General features: G+C 71.0%; 17 protein-coding genes and 1 other RNA gene. 2 read left to right on the top strand and 16 right to left on the bottom strand.

What is annotated here, in order from left to right; genetic code table 11:
• The 13 genes from ACFOGJ_RS23910 to ACFOGJ_RS23850 form a co-directional block, all read right to left on the bottom strand.
• A partial coding sequence (locus ACFOGJ_RS23910; protein WP_379905373.1) for a hypothetical protein occupies positions 1-664 on the bottom strand: 664 nt, incomplete at its 3' end.
• A gap of 607 nt (positions 665-1271) precedes the next feature.
• A complete protein-coding gene (gene pal / locus ACFOGJ_RS23905; protein ID WP_379905371.1) occupies positions 1272-1766 on the bottom strand; it encodes a peptidoglycan-associated lipoprotein Pal in 495 nt (164 codons plus the stop codon).
• A 269-nt stretch (positions 1767-2035) separates the two neighbouring features.
• Positions 2036-3451 carry a Tol-Pal system beta propeller repeat protein TolB gene (tolB, locus tag ACFOGJ_RS23900; protein WP_379905369.1) on the bottom strand — a complete coding sequence of 472 codons (1416 nt, stop codon included), beginning with the start codon at positions 3449-3451 and terminating at the stop codon, positions 2036-2038.
• A complete protein-coding gene (locus ACFOGJ_RS23895) occupies positions 3448-4905 on the bottom strand; it encodes a hypothetical protein (protein WP_379905367.1) in 1458 nt (485 codons plus the stop codon). Before ACFOGJ_RS23895 ends, tolB begins: the two co-directional genes overlap by 4 nt.
• Positions 4906-5033: 128 nt before the next feature.
• Entirely contained in the window at positions 5034-5414 is a 381-nt protein-coding gene (gene tolR / locus ACFOGJ_RS23890; RefSeq protein ID WP_379905366.1) for a protein TolR, read from the bottom strand.
• Between the two features lie 62 nt (positions 5415-5476).
• On the bottom strand, positions 5477-6202 hold the full coding sequence (gene tolQ, locus ACFOGJ_RS23885) for a protein TolQ (protein WP_379905364.1): 726 nt from the start codon (positions 6200-6202) through the stop codon (positions 5477-5479).
• Positions 6192-6731 carry a tol-pal system-associated acyl-CoA thioesterase gene (locus ACFOGJ_RS23880; protein ID WP_379905362.1) on the bottom strand — a complete coding sequence of 180 codons (540 nt, stop codon included), beginning with the start codon at positions 6729-6731 and terminating at the stop codon, positions 6192-6194. Before ACFOGJ_RS23880 ends, tolQ begins: the two co-directional genes overlap by 11 nt.
• Complete coding sequence (gene ruvB / locus ACFOGJ_RS23875) at positions 6721-7791, bottom strand: Holliday junction branch migration DNA helicase RuvB (RefSeq protein ID WP_379905360.1); 1071 nt, start codon at positions 7789-7791, stop codon at positions 6721-6723. Before ruvB ends, ACFOGJ_RS23880 begins: the two co-directional genes overlap by 11 nt.
• 22 nt (positions 7792-7813) lie before the next feature.
• A complete protein-coding gene (gene ruvA, locus ACFOGJ_RS23870; RefSeq protein WP_379905358.1) occupies positions 7814-8443 on the bottom strand; it encodes a Holliday junction branch migration protein RuvA in 630 nt (209 codons plus the stop codon).
• 40 nt (positions 8444-8483) lie between these two features.
• Positions 8484-8996 carry a crossover junction endodeoxyribonuclease RuvC gene (gene ruvC / locus ACFOGJ_RS23865; RefSeq protein ID WP_379905356.1) on the bottom strand — a complete coding sequence of 171 codons (513 nt, stop codon included), beginning with the start codon at positions 8994-8996 and terminating at the stop codon, positions 8484-8486.
• 66 nt (positions 8997-9062) lie between these two features.
• Positions 9063-9812 carry a YebC/PmpR family DNA-binding transcriptional regulator gene (locus tag ACFOGJ_RS23860; RefSeq protein WP_379905354.1) on the bottom strand — a complete coding sequence of 250 codons (750 nt, stop codon included), beginning with the start codon at positions 9810-9812 and terminating at the stop codon, positions 9063-9065.
• Between the two features lie 78 nt (positions 9813-9890).
• Positions 9891-10751: a TIGR00282 family metallophosphoesterase gene (locus ACFOGJ_RS23855; protein ID WP_379905352.1), complete on the bottom strand. Its 861-nt coding sequence runs from the start codon at positions 10749-10751 to the stop codon at positions 9891-9893.
• A gap of 71 nt (positions 10752-10822) precedes the next feature.
• Positions 10823-11431: a 5-formyltetrahydrofolate cyclo-ligase gene (locus tag ACFOGJ_RS23850; protein ID WP_379905350.1), complete on the bottom strand. Its 609-nt coding sequence runs from the start codon at positions 11429-11431 to the stop codon at positions 10823-10825.
• Between ACFOGJ_RS23850 and ACFOGJ_RS23845 the strand changes: the two genes are divergently transcribed.
• Positions 11388-11519, top strand: a complete 132-nt coding sequence (locus ACFOGJ_RS23845; protein WP_379905412.1) for a pentapeptide repeat-containing protein — start codon at positions 11388-11390, stop codon at positions 11517-11519. The two genes, ACFOGJ_RS23850 and ACFOGJ_RS23845, sit on opposite strands and share 44 nt — an antisense overlap.
• 7 nt (positions 11520-11526) lie before the next feature.
• Here ACFOGJ_RS23845 and ssrS read toward each other — a convergent pair.
• From ssrS to ACFOGJ_RS23830, 3 genes are all read right to left on the bottom strand, one after another.
• Positions 11527-11686: non-coding RNA, 6S RNA (ssrS, locus tag ACFOGJ_RS23840), on the bottom strand.
• A gap of 15 nt (positions 11687-11701) precedes the next feature.
• A complete protein-coding gene (locus ACFOGJ_RS23835; protein ID WP_379905348.1) occupies positions 11702-12163 on the bottom strand; it encodes a cell division protein ZapA in 462 nt (153 codons plus the stop codon).
• 182 nt (positions 12164-12345) lie between these two features.
• Positions 12346-12666: a DUF4164 family protein gene (locus tag ACFOGJ_RS23830; RefSeq protein ID WP_379905347.1), complete on the bottom strand. Its 321-nt coding sequence runs from the start codon at positions 12664-12666 to the stop codon at positions 12346-12348.
• A gap of 418 nt (positions 12667-13084) precedes the next feature.
• Between ACFOGJ_RS23830 and tkt the strand changes: the two genes are divergently transcribed.
• Positions 13085-15166, top strand: coding sequence for a transketolase (gene tkt, locus ACFOGJ_RS23825; protein ID WP_379905345.1), 2082 nt, complete (start codon positions 13085-13087; stop codon positions 15164-15166).
• Positions 15167-15380 lie beyond the last annotated feature (214 nt).

Here is a 15380-nt window from a genome sequence, read left to right as displayed (position 1 = left end):
CCGAACGGCCGCCGCCCGCATCGCTCCCCGTACCGGCCTGCGCGCCGCGCGGCGTGCCGCTGTCGCGGTCCACGCTCAGGGTCCCCAGCTGCTGCGTCCCCGCCGGTGTCGCGCCGTCCCTGTCGGCCGGCGCCGCGGCGACGGATGTGCCGCCGCCGCTGCCACCCGTGCCGCCGACGGCGCTGAGGCCGAGCTTGCCCTCGATCTCCTGCAGCCGGAACTCGACATCCTCCGACAGCCGGGTCAGGCGATCGTCCATCTGGCGCTGCTGGTGGGCCAGTTCCTCCACCTGGGCGGTCAGCCGGCGGAGGCTTTCCTCGTAGGTATAGAGCTGGCTGCCGATATCGCCGCTGGCGGCCGGGGATGCCGTGTCGGAACGGTCCGGGACCGTCCCGCGATAGACGTTGCGCTGCAGGCTGTTCAGGTCGGCTTCCAGCCGGTTCAGCTTCGCCACGATCGCCTGCATCGACGGGTCCGACTGTGCGAGCACAGGCCCGGCCGGCGCGATGGTCCCTCCGCCACCGACCAGGGCGGCGGCCAGGAGAGCGGCCGGGCCAATGCCGGCGACCCGGCGGCGTCGCGGCAGGTGTCCGCCCGTCCGGGCCGGACGTCGCAGGACCTCGGGAAGCAGCAGGAACTGGGGGAACAGCAAATCGGACCGCATCTCAACCGCCTTCTGTGTCGCGAGGCCGCCGGCTGTCCATGCCGATGACCGCCCCGATCGGGACGGCGCATGGCGCGGCCGGCGACGCGCCCGCCCTCGGCTGACTAACCCCACCCGATGGGCAAGGTTCACCTCGCCGGGGATGCGGATCAAGTGCTTTCGGCCCCCTGCAGACGCTTTCCGCGCCATGCCGGCAGGCCGTGGCGCAGACCGTCGCGCCGTTCAGCTTCCCCTGGGCGACGCAAGGGCGCGCTTCCGGGCGAATGCCGGGGCGGACATCGGAAAAAGCTGAAAAGATCCTGCGGCGGGAGAAGAGAGCGGGGACCCGGCCGGCCCCGCGCCTTAGGACGAACCCGGGTTCGCTTGGGGAGGTGCCGACGGCTCTGCGGCCGTTCAACCCTCATGCCCCGGGCCGGGAATGCAGCCATGAAGCGACGGTTTCGATCTGCTGCCCTGCCATGTGCCGGGATGCCTGGACCCGATCTCGGTATCGGGATGCCTCACGGCCGGACCGGGCGGCGTCGTGACGCCCTGGCAGCAGAAGAGAGGCAGGAGGACCCGGCCGGCAATCAGCCGGCCGGGTCCGATGCCTGTGGCAATGGCCTGGCTAGTTGCTCAGGACCGAGACGCCGCGCCGGTTCTGCGCCCAGGCGGCCTCGTTGTTGCCGAACGCCACCGGGCGTTCCTTCCCGTAGGAGATGGTCGACAGACGCGCCGGAGCCACACCCTTGGAAATCAGGTACTGACGGACGGCATTGGCCCGGCGTTCGCCGAGTGCGAGGTTGTACTCGCGGGTGCCGCGATCGTCGCAATGCCCCTCGATCAGCAGGTTGTTCTGCGGATACTGGGACATCCAGGCGGCCTGGCGGTCCAGCACCTGCTGGGCCGACGGCCGAAGGGCATAGCTATCGAATGCGAAGTAGACGCGATCGCCGACGTTCAGCACCAGATCCTCTTCGGACCCCGGCACAACGCCCTGTTCGACGACGACCGCTTCCTGGACCATCTCGCCGGTGGCCTCGGGTGCGGTTTCGCACGCCGCGGTCAATCCGAGAACGGCAAGAACGGTCAGGACCTTGGGTCCAAAGGACAGTACGCGCATGGCTGATATCTCCTTCACTGCTCCCTCACGCAGCCGCACCACGTGGCAAACCGGACCACGCCGGGCCCACGCCCACGGCACAACGTACCATGGCCGTCCGTCCCCCGTGACCACCATGTTCCATCGAGCCGGCGCGCGTAATAACCCTGATAGCATCTGCCGGTTCGCGTTGGCAATCGCATCTTTGCTGCATTCGCGACCGGCTGTTGCCATTCTGCCGCAGGCCGGCCGCCGCTTCGGTTCCGCCTCGCTTTCCGCTACGCTTGCGCCTACTGATCGAGGGGCGCCGGCGGCGACCAGGCCGGGTCCGACGCCCCCATGGGGGTGATCACCTGGCGCTCGTTGAAGCCGGTCAGGTCGATCGACCAGAGGCTGGCATCCTTGCCGCCGCCGCGGCTGTCCGACGGCGTCTCGCGGTAGAACATCAGCACCCGCCCGTTCGGGGCCCAGGTCGGTGCCTCCTGCACGTAGCGGTTGCTGGCCAGGATCCGCTCGCCGCTGCCGTCGGGCCGCATCACGCCGATATGGAACTGGCCGCCCTTCTCCTTGGTGAAGGCGATCAGGTCGCCGCGCGGTGACCAGACCGGGGTGGAATAGAGCCCGTCGCCGAAGCTGATCCGGCGCTGGTCGCTGCCGTCGATGTTCATCGTGTAGATCTGCTTGCTGCCCGACCGGTCGGAATTGAAGGTGATCATCCGCCCGTCCGGCGAGAAGGAGGGCGAGGTATCAATGCCCGGGTCGTGGGTCAGGCGCCGCTTCTGCCGGGTGCGCAGGTCCATGGTGTAGACCTCCGAATTGCCGTCGGAGGCCATCGACATCACCACCGAATTGCCGTCGGGCGAAAAGCGCGGCGCGAAGGTCATGCCGGGGAAGTCGCCCACCAGTTCCTGCCGGCCGGTATCGATGTTGAACAGGTAGACCCGCGGCCGGTCGCCGAAATAGGACAGGTAGGTGATCTCCTGCCGGGTCGGGCTGAAGCGCGGGGTCAGCACCAGAAACTGCCCGTCGGTCAGGAAGCGGTGGTTCTCGCCGTCCTGGTCCATGATCGCCAGGCGCTTCACCCGCTTCGCGGCGGGGCCCGATTCCGCGACATAGACGATCCGCGTGTCGAAATAGCCCTCCTCGCCCGTCAGACGCTCGTAGATGGCATCGGCGATCAGGTGCGCCACCCGTCGCCAGTTCTCCGGCGTGGTGAAGAAGGCCAGCCCGGTCAGCTGCTTCTCCGCCAGCAGGTCCCAGAGCCGGAACTCCGTACGCAGGCGGCCGTCGGACTGCAGCTCGGTCTGGCCGGTGACCAGCGCCACGGCGTTCAGCACCCGCCAGTCCTGGAAACGCGGCGTGCCCCGCATCTCCTGCGGCTGCTGGATGTGGGAACGCGGGTCGACCGGGGCGAACAGGCCCGACCGTTCCAGGTCGGCGCGGACCACCGCGGCGATGTTGGCGCCGCGCTGCCGCGCGGCGGCGTCCGCACCGTCGAAATCGGAGATCGCGATCGGCAGCGGCTCCACATTGCCGCGGGTGATGTCGATCCGCAGCAGGCCGTCGGCGCCGCGCGATTCGTCGGACTGGGCCCGCACCGGGCCCGCCGCCAGCAAGGCCGCAAGGCTGGCCAGCAGCGCCAGCGCCAGCAGGACGTGGCCGGGCCATTCGCGGAACGGCAGCGGCAGTGCCGCCGCCCGGGTCATCCCAGCATGTCTCTCGGATTGAAGGTCAGTTCGATTTCGCGCCATCGGTCATACTTCCCTGGATCCAAACCCATAACAGGCTCGCATTTACGCACCGCGCGCACGGCGCTTTCCGCCGCCACGCGCCAGAACTGGTCCCCCGGATCCCCCCGGTTGGTCACCTCGGGCTCCCGCAGCAGGCTGCCGTCCTGCCGCAGCCAGATCCGCACCACCACCACCAGGTTGCGGGCATTGCGCGCGCCGGTCGGCGGATTCCAGCAACGCTCGAACTGCGCGCGAATCGCCGACAGCTCGCTGGACGACAGCGGCTGGCTGGACAGCGCCGTATCGCGGGTCTGCCGCACAATGGTATCGGATCGCCGCGGCGCGGCATTCTCCTCGTCGCGGCGGACGTTCGGATTGTCGTCCAGCCGCTTGTCCAGCAGCGCCGACAGCCGGTCGAGATTGAGCTTGTCCTTGGGCGGCGCCTTGTCCTCCGTCTTCGGCGGCTCCGGCCGGGTCTCCTGCGGCGCGGTCGCCACCTCCAGGCGTTTCGGCCGCGACTTCGGCCGCGGTACAGCTTCCGAGAGTGCGGTGTCCGGTTCCGCCGTCTCCACCTTCTCCGGCTTCTGCACCGTCTGCGGCTTGGCGGGGGTGGTCTGGCGGACCGGCTCAGCGGTCTCCTTCGCATCCTCCACCTTGCGGTCCGGCTCCGGCGCCACCGCCTCGTTCGTTTCCCTGCTGGTAACCGGCTGCGGCGCCGGCGGTTCCGGCGCCTGCACTGCTTCCTGCCGCTCCGCCTCCCGCTCCTCCGGCTTTTCGACCGGCTGCAGGGCCGCCACCTGTTCGCTGTCGGCCTTGTCGGCCTTGCTGCTTTGCGCCGGCGCCGCGCGGCTGGCGCTGGCCACCGCGGCCTCCGGCACGTCTGCGGCCTTCGGCGCGGCCTCCTCCGCCGGTGCGCCACCCTGCGCGGGCTCCGCCTCTGCCGTTTCGGCCTGCCGCGCATCGACCTTCGCCGGGTCCGGCGCGGTGGAGATGCGCGGCGTCTCCACCTTCTCCGACACGGCGGAGGGCTGCGGCACCTCGCGCGCGGCGGCGCGGGCCGCCTCCACCGCCTGCGGCCGCGGCGGCTCGGGCACCCGCTGCGCATCCACCGTGGGCTGCGGCACGCTGGGCGCGGGCGCGGCGTCGGCCTGCCGGGTCTCCGGCGAGGCGGTCACCTTGTCCACCACCGGTGCCGAGGGCGCGGCCGCCACCACCTGCGAAGGCTTCGCCTTCGGGATCGGCACGTCCTTCTCCGGCAGCGGGGCCTGCACCTCGGCCACCTGCTCGAGTTCCGCCACCGGGCCGAACTCGACGGTGAAGGTCTGCTCCGGCGGCGGCGTTTCGTCCGGCCAGAGGCTGAGCCCGGTGACGGTCAGCACCAGGACCGCCACATGCAACAGGACCGACAGGATGTAGGCGCGGATGCGCAAGTCAGCACTTCCTCAAAGGCGATACCGGCGCCGGGGCCACGATCGGTCCCGTCCCTGCGCCGTCTGTCCCAACGTTCCGCAGCCCACCCGGGTTCATGCCGTCCCGCGCAGCCGTCACGTCGCGCCCGTCAGTTGCGGCGCGGCGCCTGTGCGATCAGCGCGACCCGCTTGAAACCGGCCTGGTTGATCACGCCCATCACCTCGACGACCTGGCCGTAGTTGATCGCCTGGTCGCCGCGCACGAAAATCCGCCGGTCCGGTGCCTCGCCGGCGATCGCCTTCAGGCGCACCGCCAGCTCGCTCTCCGGCACCTCCGTCTCCTGGATGTAGATCAGGCCGGCCGAATCGATGGTGACGGTCAGCGGCTCGTCGGAGCCCTGGATGTTCGGCGCCTCGCTCTTCGGCAGGTCGACCTGGACGCCGACGGTCAGCAGCGGCGCGGTCACCATGAACACGATCAGCAGCACCAGCATGACGTCCACGAAGGGCGTCACGTTGATCTCGCTCATGCGGCCACCGCGACGCCGGCCGCCATGGCGGCGGCCACCGCCGCCGGAAAGCTGGGCTCCCATCAGGCGGCCACCGATTCCTCGTCGAGCTGCCGCGACAGGATCGCGGAGAACTCCCCGGAGAAGCCTTCCAGCCGGCCGGCATAGGAATCCAGGTCACCGTTCAGCTTGTTGTAGGCGACGACGGCCGGGATGGCGGCCAGCAGGCCAAGCGCGGTGGCGAACAGCGCCTCGGCGATGCCGGGCGCCACCACCGCCAGGGAGGTGTTCTGGCTGGCCGCGATCGAGGTGAAGGCGTTCATGATGCCCCAGACCGTCCCGAACAGGCCGATGAAGGGGGCCGTCGACCCGATCGTCGCCAGCACGCTCATCTGCTTCTCCAGGCGCGCCAGCTCGCGGTCGCGGGTGACCGCCATCACCTGCTCGATCCGCTCTTTCAGCGAGCCGGCATTGGCCAGGCGCACCAGGCCGCGTTCGGCGGAGCGGCGCCATTCGCGCATGGCGGAGGCGAACAGCGCGGCCATCGGGTGGCCGGGATTGCCCGCGATCCGGTCGTACAGGTCCTCCAGCGAGCCGCCGGACCAGAATTCCTGCTCGAAGGCATCGGCATCGGCATTGACCCGGCGGAACCGGAACAGCTTTTCGAAAATGATCGCCCAGACCCAGACGGAAGCGAGCAAGAGCCCGATCATCACGATCTTGACGACGATGTCGGCCTGGAAGAACAGGCCCCAGATCGACAGGTTCTCGACAACAGTCGAACCGGCCTCGACGACTTCAGTTTCCATGCCCTCGCCCCAGCGTGTGCTGTGTGTCAGAAATCCGGGAAGATTTTGGTGAAAGTGTGGCGGCCACCGGGCCGAATGCGGCGGAAATATGGTCCGGCAGCCGCCGCGGGCGGCCGCCGCGGTCGATCAGCGCCGCCCGCACCTCCGCCTCCACCAGGCGCTCCCCCTCGCTGTCGCCATCGCCCTCTGCGCCGCGCAGGCAAAGCTGCTCCAGGGTCATGCTGGCACCGCCCAGCGCGGTCAGCCGGGTGGCGACCTGCAGCCGGTCCTCCAGCTTCGCCGGGCGGCGGAAGCGCAAGGCCATGCCGGTGACGGCAAAGGCGAGGCCGGCCTCCTGCAGCAGCACCTGCTGGCGGATGCCCAGGCAGGTCAGCAGGTCGCTGCGCGCGCGCTCGAAAAAGCGCAGGTAGTTGGCGTGATAGACGATGCCGCCGGCATCGGTGTCTTCCCAGTAGACCCGCAGGGGGAAGCGGTGGCTGTCGCCGGCGAACCAGCCCTCGCCGTCCGTCGCCCCGCCCTCAGAGGTCATCCTCGCCTCCCGCATCCAGGGGCAGGTCCGCCTGCAACCGCGCCAGCGGATCGCGCGCCGGCGCCGGCAGGCCCAGATGGGCGAAGGCGGCCGGCGGCGCCACCCGTCCGCGCGGCGTCCGCTGCAGCATGCCCTGCTGGATCAGGTAGGGCTCGATGATGCTCTCGATCGCGTCGCGCGGCTCCGACAGGGCGGCGGCGATGGTCTCGATACCGACCGGGCCGCCGTTGAAATCCTGCGCGACCACTTTCAGGTAGCGCCGGTCCATCGCATCCAGGCCGCGCTGGTCGACATCCAGCCGCTGCAGGGCGGCATCCGCCTTCACCCGGTCGACCCGCTCCGCGCCGGCGACCAGGGCGAAGTCACGCACCCGCATCAAGAGCCGCACCGCCACCCGCGGCGTGCCGCGGGCCCGGCGCGCGATCTCATGCGCGCCATCGTCGGTCAGGCTCAGCCCCTCGATCTGCGCCGCCCGGCGCACCACCGTCACCAGGTCTTCGACGCTGTAGAAGTCCAGCCGGTGCTGGATGCCGAAGCGGTCGCGCAGCGGCGTGGTCAGCAGCCCCAGCCGGGTGGTGGCGCCGACCAGGGTGAAGGGCGGCAGGTCGATCCGCACCGATCGTGCCGCCGGGCCTTCGCCGATGATCAGGTCGAGCTGGAAATCCTCCATCGCCGGATAGAGCACTTCCTCGACCGCGGGCGAGAGGCGGTGGATCTCGTCGATGAACAGCACGTCGCGTTCTTCGAGGTTGGTCAGCAGGGCGGCCAGGTCGCCTGCCTTCGCGATGACGGGACCGTGGGTAACGCGGAAGTTCACACCGAGTTCCCGCGCCACGATCTGCGCCAGGGTGGTCTTGCCCAGGCCCGGCGGCCCGACGAACAGGACATGGTCGAGCGCCGCGCGGCGGCGCCGCGCCGCCTCCACGAAGACGCCGAGATTTTCGCAGACCTGCGGCTGGCCGACGAACTCCTTCAGGGTCTGCGGGCGCAGTACGGCATCCGGCGCGTCGGCGTCCTGCGCCGCGCCGCCCACCAGCCTCTCTCCGTCCGGGTCGCTCAAGCTCCGCCCCTTGCCATGCCGCTCACTGCGCCGACAGGCGCTTCAGGCTGCCGCGGATCAGCCCGTCCAGTGCCGCACCCTCGCCCTGGGCATCGCGTTCGGCCGCCACCGCGCGGAACGCGTCGGAGCGGCCATAGCCCAGATTCGTCAGCGCCGAAACGGCATCCGCCAGCAGGCCGTCGGCCGCCGGCTCCGCCGCCACCGGTGCCGGGCCGGGCGACGCCGCCGCCCCGGCCGCGGCCAGGCCCATCCCGGCCACCTTGTCCTTCAGCTCCGTCACCAGCCGCGCGGCCAGCTTCGGCCCGACGCCGGGCGCCCGGGTCAGCGCCGCCTTGTCGCCGCTGCCCAGGGCCAGCATCAGGTCTGCCGGCCGCAGGGTCGCCAGCAGCGCCAGGGCCGCCCGCGGGCCCACCCCCTGCACGCCGCGCAGGGTCCGGTACCAGCCCTTCTCCTCCCGGCTGCGGAAGCCGTACAGGTCGAAGGCATCCTCGCGGACCTCCGTCACCACCCACAGCACCGCCGGCCCGGCGGCGGCCCGCATCGCGTCGATCGTCGGCGGCGCGCAGGCCACCTCGTAGCCGACGCCGCCGACATCGAACAGGATGCCGTCGGCATCCCAGTCCACCACCTGCCCGACCAGCCGACCGATCACCGCCCGCCCCCCTTCGCTGCAAAGCCATTCGCCATGGCGCTCATCGCAGGCTCGCCGCCAGGCTGGCATGGCGACGGTGCTGCGCATGGCAGATCGCCACCGCCAGCGCATCGGCGGCATCGCCGGCGACAACGCCGCAGCCGGGTAGCAGCACCTTGACCATGGCAAGGACCTGCTCCTTCGCCGCATGGCCGGTGCCGACGACCGTCTTCTTCACCAGGTTGGGGGGATATTCCGCGACCGGCAGGCCGGCCTGCGCCGGCACCAGCAGCACGATGCCGCGGGCCTGGCCCAGCTTCAGGGTCGATACCGGATTGCGGTTCACGAAGGTCTCTTCCACCGCAGCCTCGTCCGGGGTCCAGGCGCCGACGACCTCGGACAGGCCGGCATGCAGCGCGGCCAGGCGGTCGGACAGCCCCTGGCTGGCGTCGATGTTCAGCACGCCATGGCCGCGATGGCGGATCCGGGTCCCCTCCGCCTCGATCAGCCCCCAGCCGGTGTGGCGCAGGCCCGGGTCCAGTCCCAGGATCCGGACCGGACCGGCGCGGCTCAAGATGCCCGGCCTTCCGCGGCCGGCAGGCGCAGGCGGACGCCCCGGCGGCCGGCCGGGGCGCGACGATCAGCTCGCCAGCTTCTCCAGCATGGCGTCGGAGACCTCGAAATTGGCATAGACCTGCTGCACATCGTCGCTGTCTTCCAGGACATCCAGCATCTTGAACAGCGATTCGGCCTTTTCGTCATCCACCGGAACGGTGTTCTGCGGCTTCCAGGTCAGGCGCGCGGTCTTCGCCGGGCCGAAGGCCTGTTCCAGCCCGTCGCGGACCTCGTTGAAATCGTCGGCCGCGCAGATCACCTCGTGGCCTTCCTGCGGATCGAAGCTGCAGTCGGTCGCGCCGGCTTCCAGCGCCGCCTCGAACATCGCCTCCTGGTCGGCGGTGTCGGCCGGATAGATCACCTGGCCCACCTGGTCGAACATGAAGGCGACGGAGTTGGTCTCGCCCAGCGACCCGCCATGCTTGGAGAAGGCGGAGCGCACCTCCGACGCGGTGCGGTTCCGGTTGTCGGTCAGCGCCTCGACGATCACCGCGATGCCGCCGGGGCCATAGCCCTCGTATCGCACCTCCTCGTAATTCTCCGCATCGGAGCCGGAGCCGCGGTTGATCGCGCGCTCCATCGTGTCCTTCGGCATGTTGGAGCCGCGCGCGGCGATCACCGCCGCGCGCAGCCGCGGGTTCGCCGCCGGGTCCGGGCCGCCCAGCTTGGCGGCGGTGGTCAGCTCGCGGATCAGCTTGGTGAACACCTTGGCGCGCTTTGCATCCTGCGCGCCCTTGCGGTGCATGATGTTCTTGAACTGGGAATGACCGGCCATGACTGCTCTTCATCCTTCTGCGGGCAACCGCCCGGCGATCTGCCGGGGCGCCCGCACGCCTGCCTGCGAAAGGCGCATCTATTCGGCTGCGGCGCGGCCCGCGTCAACTGCCGCGCCGCCGCCCGGCAGCGCCTGCGACAGGCGCCCGCCGACGCGGACCGGCTCGATCCTGCGGGCCAGGCCGGTTCCCGGCTCGGTCTCCACGAACACGCCGCAGACGGTCGCCTCGCCGCCGGCCGGCTCGAAGCGGGCGCCCGGGGTCTTCCGGCGGAAGCGGCGCAACGGTTCGACCTTGTCCATGCCGATGACGGAATCGTAGTCGCCGCACATGCCGGCATCGGTCATGTAGGCGGTGCCGCCGGGCAGGATCTGCGCGTCCGCCGTCGGCACATGGGTATGCGTGCCGCAGACCAGCGAGGCGCGCCCGTCGGCCAGGTGGCCCAGCGCCATCTTTTCCGACGTGGCCTCGGCATGCACGTCCAGCAGGATGGCGTCGAAGCCGCCGCCCTTCGGCCCCAGGCGATAGCGGTTCAGCGCCTCCTCCACCGCGGTGAAGGGATCGTCCAGCGGCTCCATGAACAGCCGTCCCATCACCTGCAGGACCGCGACCTTTTCCCCCCGGCGGGTGCGGAACTCCGCCACGCCGCGTCCCGGCGTGCCCGCCGGGAAGTTCATCGGCCGCAGCAGGCGCGGGTCGCCGTCGATATAGCCCAGGGTCTCCTTCTGGTCCCAGACATGGTTGCCGGTCAGGATGCAGTCGACGCCGGCATCGTAGAGTTCCTGGCAGATCCGGCCGGTGATGCCGAAGCCGCCGGCGGCATTCTCGCCATTCACGACCACGAAGTCGGGCGCCAGGCGTTCGATCAGGCCCGGCAGCCGCGCCACCACACCTTCCCGGCCGGAGCGGCCGACGACATCGCCGAGATACAGAAGCTTCATCGATTCATTCCCTGCCGGCCGCCCTGCCCATCGCCGCAGACGCCATGGGGGCAACCGTTCGTCCCAAAATCCTATGCCGGGCAGCGCAATGCCCGCCGCTCCGTCACCAGCCAGTCCAGTGGCGCGTCGCGGTCGTCGGCCGGCACCTGGCGCAGCAGCTGCGCCTCCATCGCCCAGCCCACCGCCAGCACCGGTTCGCCGTCCTGCCGCAGCTCCGCAAGGCAGCGGTCGTAGAAGCCCGCGCCCTGGCCCAGCCGCCGCCCCCGCCGGTCCGCCGCCAGCAACGGCACCAGAACCAGATCCGGCCGCACCGCCGGGATGGCGGCCGGCGGCGCCGGAATGCGATAGGCGCCGGGCGGCGGCACGCCGTCGGCCAGCGGCCAGGGGCGGAAGACGACATGGCCGTGGCGCATGGCACCGTCCGCCGCCGGCGGCACGATATCCGGCAAGGCGGTCTGCCACCCCATGTCGGTGAGGCGCCGCAGCGCCGGCAGGGGATCGGCCTCGCCCGCCATCGGCCAATAGGCGGCCACGATGCCCGGCGATATCTCAGCCGCGGCCAGGACTTCGTGGACCAGGATACCGGCGGCGGCAATGCCATGCCAGGGGCGATGAGCGGCCCGGCGCAGGCCATGCATCGCGACCCGCAGCCGCGCCTTCGCGGCGGAAACGCCGCTCATCGGGGGGGATCTCCGGGGGCCAGATCTCCGGGGGTCGGATCTCCGGGGGTCGGATTTCCGGCGCGCCCGCTTGCGGGCATGTCTATGAAGTGGACGGGCACCGCCATGGCCGTGGGTATGTGCTACATCCTCTGTGGCCTGGACAACCAGGTGGGCGCCGTACTAGCCGAACCACGATCCGGTCAGGGACAGCTCCCTAGAGAATGAACATTGGCCCCAGGGATTTAAGCGACCTCACGTACCGGGCAGTAGGCCCGTCCGGCAATGAACTTAGGCACTCGCCAGCCGCGCGGCAATGCCTTCGACACGAGATGCCAGCGCATTCACCCGCTCGCTCTCCGCCGCTGCCGCTTCCTGCACCTTCGCCTGGCCGGCTTCGCCGCCGGCACCGTCGTGCGGCGTCGCACCGGTCGTCCGTTCCTGATCCGGCTGGGACGATCCCGGCTGGGACGATCCCGGCTGGGACGATCCCGACTGGGCCGGTGTCTGGCGGACCGCCTCCAGGTCGGCCACGGCCTCCGCCAGGTCGTCGGCCAGGACCAGAGCGGTCATCAACAGCAGCCGCTCGTCGCCCACCTGCCCGACCCGGGCGGCGAGTTCCGCCACCCGGCCGTCGAGGTACTGGCCCAGTTCGACGATACGGTCCTCTTCGCCCGCGTCGCAGCCGATCTTGTAGCTGCGGCCATTGACCGTGATCCGAACCTGCCCGGTCCCAGTCCTGCGTTGCTGCATCGCGCCGTCACTTTCCTAGAAAAACTGGCTCACCGTCCGCAGCCCCTCCGGCCCGGCCGACCTTCCGGTCCGGTGCCGCTGCAGCCTTCCATCCCCCGCAAGCCCATCTCTCTCCCGTCGCAGCTGTCGCCGGTCCAGTGCCTGTCGCATCCGCCGGCCGGGCGCCTTCAGCGCCCGCGGCGTCACGGCTCCAGGATCGACTCCAGTTCCCCGATCGCGGAATCCACACGGCCCGATACGGCGGAGGTCAGGTCCTCCAGCCGCTGCACCCGGGCCTGTTCCGCCTTCAGCGCTTCCGCCAGGCGCGCATTCTCCGCCCGCGCCTGCTCCAGCTCCCGGCGCACCGCCTGCAGTTCCTCTGCCGACTGCCGGCGCTGCGCCAGCAGCGCATCCTCCAGCACCGTCAGGGCCGCATCCAGCCGCTGCCAGGCGGCAGCGGGATCGGCTGTCTCCTGATCGGCTGTCTCCTGATCGGCTGGCGTGTCGGCGGTTTCCGGGTCCATCGGCTGTCTGTTCGTCCTCGGCATGCGGCGGCCGGTGTGGCGACCGCAGCGGGCGCGCTCCGGCGGAGCCGCTCCCAGATCGCACGTCGGGCGGCATCTCGCGCCGCATTGGCCGGAAACCGCGGCGGCCACCCTGATCGCTATATCTGGCGGCTCGACACCTTCCCTACCACAGAGTATTGGCAGGGATAACCCCCGGTCAATCGTCGCAGGGCATGCCTGGCACCCGCTCCGGCGCCGGCTTCGCCCCGGTTGGCGGCGCAGGCCGCGGCGTCGCAGCGGTTGACCTGCGCGTCGCAGCGTTCATAAAGCAGGCCGCCCGGCGCCATGCTCCGGCGCGGCGCAGTGAACGCCGACCGCACGGCCCGAACGGCACCGACCGGCAATCCGACACCCATCCCTGCAAGGCAGCCCGAACATGACACAGCGGACCGCATCCCCTTCCGCCGAGGCCGGCAAGGCCGGAAACGGCGATCTCGAGACCGTGGAGGCGGACGGCAGCCCCGTCACCGAAGCCGAGCTGGCGAATGCGATCCGCGTCCTGGCGATGGATGCGGTGGAGGCGGCGCAGAGCGGCCATCCCGGCATGCCGATGGGCATGGCCGACGTGGCCACCGTCCTGTTCCGTGACCATCTGCGCTTCGACCCGCAGGTGCCGGACTGGCCGGACCGCGATCGTTTCGTGCTCAGCGCCGGCCATGGCTCGATGCTGCTCTACGCCCTGCTCTACCTGACCGGCTATCCCGACATCGGCATCGACGAGATCCGCCGCTTCCGCCAGCTCGGCTCGCGCACCCCGGGCCATCCGGAGATCGGCTGCGCGGCGGGGGTGGAGACCACAACCGGCCCGCTGGGCCAGGGCCTGGGCAACGCCGTCGGCATGGCGATGGCGGAACGCATGATGGCGGCCCGCTACGGCGCCGAGCTGGTCGACCACCGGACCTACGTGATCGCGGGCGACGGCTGCCTGATGGAAGGCATCAGCCACGAGGCCGCCTCCCTGGCCGGCCATCTGCGGCTGGGCAAGCTGATCGTCCTCTGGGACGACAACCGGATCACCATCGACGGCGCCACCGACCTGTCGGTCAGCGACGACCAGCTGGGCCGCTTTTCCGCCCTGGGCTGGGACGTGCGGGCGGTCGACGGCCACGACCAGGCCGAGATCTCCGCCGCGCTGGACGCCGCGCGCGCCGACGACCGGCCGAGCCTGATCGCCTGCCGCACCACGATCGGCTTCGGCGCGCCGAAGAAGGGCGGCACCGCCGATGCCCATGGCGCGCCGCTGGGCGCGGAAGAGATCAGGGCCGTGCGCGAGGCGCTGAACTGGCCCCATCCGCCGTTCGACGTGCCGGAGAACATCCTGGCCGCCTGGCGCCGCATCGGCGGCCGCGGCGCGGCCGCCCGCGCCGACTGGCAGGCCCGCATGGAGGCCGCGCCGGCGGTGCGCCAGGAGGCGTTCGAATTCGACCTGGGCGGTGCGCTGCCGGCCGCCGCCGACCGCGCCCTGGCGGAGGTCGCGGCGGAATTCCGCGACAGTGCGCCGAAGCTCGCCACCCGGCAAGCTGCGAAGAAGGTGCTGGACGCCCTGGTGCCGGCGATGCCGAACCTGATCGGCGGTTCCGCCGACCTGTCGGGCTCCAACGGCACCAAGTCGGGTGCCCACAAGGTGATCACCGCCGACGACTTCTCCGGCACCTATCTGCATTACGGCGTGCGCGAGCACGGCATGGCCGCCGCCATGAACGGCATCAGCCTGCATGGCGGCCTGCGCGCCTTTGGCGGCAGCTTCCTGGTCTTCACCGACTATTGCCGGCCGGCGATCCGGCTCTCCGCCCTGATGGAACAGCCGGTGATCTACGTGATGAGCCACGATTCCATCGGCCTGGGCGAGGACGGGCCCACCCACCAGCCGGTGGAGCAGCTGGCCGCGCTGCGCGCGATCCCGAACCTGGTCGTGCTGCGCCCCGCCGACGCGCTGGAGACGGCGGAATGCTGGCGGGTCGCGCTGACCCGCAGCAACGGTCCCAGCGTCCTGGTCACAACCCGGCAGGGCGTACCGGCCCTGCAGCGGCCGGAAGGGCTGCAGGAGAATGCCGCCGCCCGCGGCGCCTATGTCCTGGCGGAGGCGCAGGGCGGTCCGGCCCGGGCGGTGCTGCTCGCCTCCGGATCGGAGGTGATGCTGGCGCTGGCGGCGCGCGACATCCTGCAGGCGGACCATCTGCCGACCCGGGTCGTCTCCGTCCCCTCGCACGAGCTGTTCCTGGCGCAGGACGCGGCCTACCGGGACGAGGTGCTGGCGAGCGGCGACCGCGGCGTCGTGCGCGCCGGGGTCGAGGCAGCCATCCGGATGGGCTGGGACCGGCTGATCGGCGACGGCCCGTTCGTCGGCATGACCGGATTCGGCGCCTCGGCGCCCTACGAGGAACTCTATCCGCATTTCGGCATTACCGCCGACGCCCTGGCGGATGCCGTGCGCGAGAGGCTTTCGGCACAGGGCTGAACGTTCGCTGCGGCATCCCGGCCGGCAGGCTGCCGCGCGCCGGCCGGGGATCCGCCTTGTCGGGCCGCGCGTTACCAATTAAGAAGCGGCCACTTCCTGCCGGTCGGCCGCCCCGCCAGATCCGCCACGGGCCCGCCGCGCGGGTCCCGGCGGCGCCTGCGCCGCACGCCGCCGGCGCGACCAGATCAACCGCCACAAGAACCGCCGGAGCCGC

The sequence above is a fragment of the Marinibaculum pumilum genome, from assembly GCF_042646425.1.
Classification (GTDB): Bacteria; Pseudomonadota; Alphaproteobacteria; order Ferrovibrionales; family Ferrovibrionaceae; genus Marinibaculum; species Marinibaculum pumilum.
This window is presented reverse-complemented; position numbering and strand designations above follow the sequence as displayed.

What these genes read in the sequence shown, in the direction of transcription:
- pal (WP_379905371.1), bottom strand. Translation starts at nt 1,766, where the DNA reads ATGCGCGTACTGTCCTTTGGACCCAAGGTCCTGACCGTTCTTGCCGTT.
- tolB (WP_379905369.1), bottom strand. Translation starts at nt 3,451, where the DNA reads ATGACCCGGGCGGCGGCACTGCCGCTGCCGTTCCGCGAATGGCCCGGC.
- tolR (WP_379905366.1), bottom strand. Translation starts at nt 5,414, where the DNA reads ATGAGCGAGATCAACGTGACGCCCTTCGTGGACGTCATGCTGGTGCTG.
- tolQ (WP_379905364.1), bottom strand. Translation starts at nt 6,202, where the DNA reads ATGGAAACTGAAGTCGTCGAGGCCGGTTCGACTGTTGTCGAGAACCTG.
- ACFOGJ_RS23880 (WP_379905362.1), bottom strand. Translation starts at nt 6,731, where the DNA reads ATGACCTCTGAGGGCGGGGCGACGGACGGCGAGGGCTGGTTCGCCGGC.
- ACFOGJ_RS23860 (WP_379905354.1), bottom strand. Translation starts at nt 9,812, where the DNA reads ATGGCCGGTCATTCCCAGTTCAAGAACATCATGCACCGCAAGGGCGCG.
- ACFOGJ_RS23855 (WP_379905352.1), bottom strand. Translation starts at nt 10,751, where the DNA reads ATGAAGCTTCTGTATCTCGGCGATGTCGTCGGCCGCTCCGGCCGGGAA.
- ACFOGJ_RS23850 (WP_379905350.1), bottom strand. Translation starts at nt 11,431, where the DNA reads ATGAGCGGCGTTTCCGCCGCGAAGGCGCGGCTGCGGGTCGCGATGCAT.
- ACFOGJ_RS23835 (WP_379905348.1), bottom strand. Translation starts at nt 12,163, where the DNA reads ATGCAGCAACGCAGGACTGGGACCGGGCAGGTTCGGATCACGGTCAAT.
- ACFOGJ_RS23830 (WP_379905347.1), bottom strand. Translation starts at nt 12,666, where the DNA reads ATGGACCCGGAAACCGCCGACACGCCAGCCGATCAGGAGACAGCCGAT.
- tkt (WP_379905345.1), top strand. Translation starts at nt 13,085, where the DNA reads ATGACACAGCGGACCGCATCCCCTTCCGCCGAGGCCGGCAAGGCCGGA.